General features: G+C 66.3%; 3 protein-coding genes. 2 read left to right on the top strand and 1 reads right to left on the bottom strand.

The features are described from left to right. Together RDU12_RS15450 and RDU12_RS15445 are read left to right on the top strand one after the other, a co-directional pair. A partial coding sequence (locus RDU12_RS15450) for a hypothetical protein (RefSeq protein ID WP_308685532.1) occupies window positions 1–333 on the top strand: 333 nt, incomplete at its 5' end. Then, window positions 327–1199 (top strand): hypothetical protein, encoded by an 873-nt coding sequence (locus tag RDU12_RS15445; protein ID WP_308685530.1) that lies wholly within the window; start codon window positions 327–329, stop codon window positions 1197–1199. The genes RDU12_RS15450 and RDU12_RS15445, both read left to right, overlap by 7 nt. A gap of 337 nt (window positions 1200–1536) precedes the next feature. Here RDU12_RS15445 and RDU12_RS15440 read toward each other — a convergent pair whose 3' ends face one another. Beyond that, window positions 1537–1746 (bottom strand): hypothetical protein, encoded by a 210-nt coding sequence (locus RDU12_RS15440; protein WP_308685528.1) that lies wholly within the window; start codon window positions 1744–1746, stop codon window positions 1537–1539. Window positions 1747–1863 lie beyond the last annotated feature (117 nt).

Raw genomic sequence — 1863 nt, 5'->3', positions numbered from 1 at the left:
CTCATGACCACCCCTGTCACCCAGGCTGATCACGTCGCCGCAGTTACTGCAGGCCACGCATGGCCCGATTTTCCGGCGGCCGACCTCCCGCGCATCCCGGCGGGCTTCGAGTTCGCTTGGTCCGCCATGTTCCCGATGTTTACGGCGTCAGACCTTCGCCTGGGCATCGTCGTTGAATACCTCGAGCCAGCGCAACGCTGGGCTCCAGACGAACCCCGCTTCACGCTCTACGACACGGGCGAAGAGGGCGACTGCGCTACGGACCTGCTGAAAACTGATAACTGGAACGCCGTGCTGGCCAGCATCGACCGGCGGCGAGCCACCCCATGCTAGTCGATCGTTCTCAACGCTGGCGCGATCGGCGCGAGCGCTATGTTCCTGCGGCCTCGGAGATCGACCCGTCAACGCTGTCGGTCGATATCATCGACTGCATGAAGACCGCGAAACCCTTCATCGAAAAAACCCACTATTCCGGCAGTTTCCCGGCCTCACGCCTCTCGCTCGGCCTTTTCCAGAACGGCAAGGGCGGCCGCTCGCGCCTTGTCGGCGCGTGCACATTCTCCCAGCCGATGAACAACGCCTCCGTTCCTCTCCGGACCGGGCTCGACTGCCATCGTCGGGCCGTGGATCTGGGGCGCTTCGTCCTGTTGGACGACGTCGCCGGCAACGGTGAGACCTGGTTTCTTTCGCGCGCCATGCGGGCGCTTCGCCGCGAAAAGCCCGAAGTCCTGTCGGTCATCTCCTACGCCGACCCCGTTCAGCGGGTCACCGCTGACGGCGCGATCATCAAGCCGGGCCACATCGGCAGGATCTACGCGGTCATGGGCGCCGCCTATCGGGGCCGCGCAAGCGCGCGGATCGATACGCTCTGCCCTGACGGCCAACCCTTCAACGACCGCAAGCTCTCCAAGATTCGCTCTGGCGAACAGGGCCACGCCTACAGCGTCGACGGCCTGGTCTCCGTTGGCGCTCCCGCCCCCACTGACGACGATCTCCGGGGCTGGCTCGCCGGCCTCTACGCGACCGGCTTCCTCACCCGTCGCCGTCACCCCGGGAACCACGTCTACGTCTTCGAGATGACCCGCGCCGCAAGGCTGGCGGCGCGTGGACTTCCTCGCCTGCAATACCCGCAATTGGACGCCGGGCGCGGGTCACGCGACGTCACCGCGCTTCCGCTCCTGCAGACGGCCTGCACCTGACGGCCCATCGCCATCCCAAGTCTAGCGCGCGCACCTGACGTCCGGCTCGACGCGCTGCAATCCCACGCTTTCCCAGGACCGGCAGACGAACCGGTCTTTGTCATTCCGTGGCCGGATCCTGACGCCAAAGACGCCCAGGGGCGCGACAACCGCGCCCGGGCTCAATTGGCCCCGGATTTCTTCCGCCGCCGTTGGGTCGACGGGCATCCACCATTCTTCGTCGCTCATGGCGCTGATCGAACACCACTCCCTCCCGTCAGGCAAATTGGCCCCGCAAGAACCGGCCGGGCTCTGAGGTCAGCCGGCTCCTGCGCAAAGGGGGGGAAGCCCCCCCTCTCTAGCTGACGCCCTCCATCACGCTGAGCACACGATGGTAGGGCAGAAACACCCGCATCGCCGGCGCGGCTTCCAGCCAGTTCAGCCAGGCTTCGATCTTCGACTTGCGGCTGAGCGCCTGCCACTCGGCGGCCAGCTTGTTCACTTCGTCCTGCAGCTGGGTGACGACGACCTGACGACGGTTCGCTTGAGCTTGGGTGGTGGTGTTCATGTTCAGAGCCTCCAAGACCGCCCCTAACGGGCGGCTATGCAGCCTCGGGACACGGGTGGGCGCCCGGCAGTCACCGGAGCGGCGGCCCCTTGGCCGCCGTGGAGGGGAACGGCGAAG

It is taken from the genome of Brevundimonas sp., from assembly GCF_031082345.1.
Lineage (GTDB): Bacteria > Pseudomonadota > Alphaproteobacteria > Caulobacterales > Caulobacteraceae > Brevundimonas.
This window is presented reverse-complemented; position numbering and strand designations above follow the sequence as displayed.

Coding starts and splice junctions, on each gene's coding strand:
- RDU12_RS15445 (WP_308685530.1), top strand. CDS start 327: ATGCTAGTCGATCGTTCTCAACGCTGGCGCGATCGGCGCGAGCGCTAT.
- RDU12_RS15440 (WP_308685528.1), bottom strand. CDS start 1,746: ATGAACACCACCACCCAAGCTCAAGCGAACCGTCGTCAGGTCGTCGTC.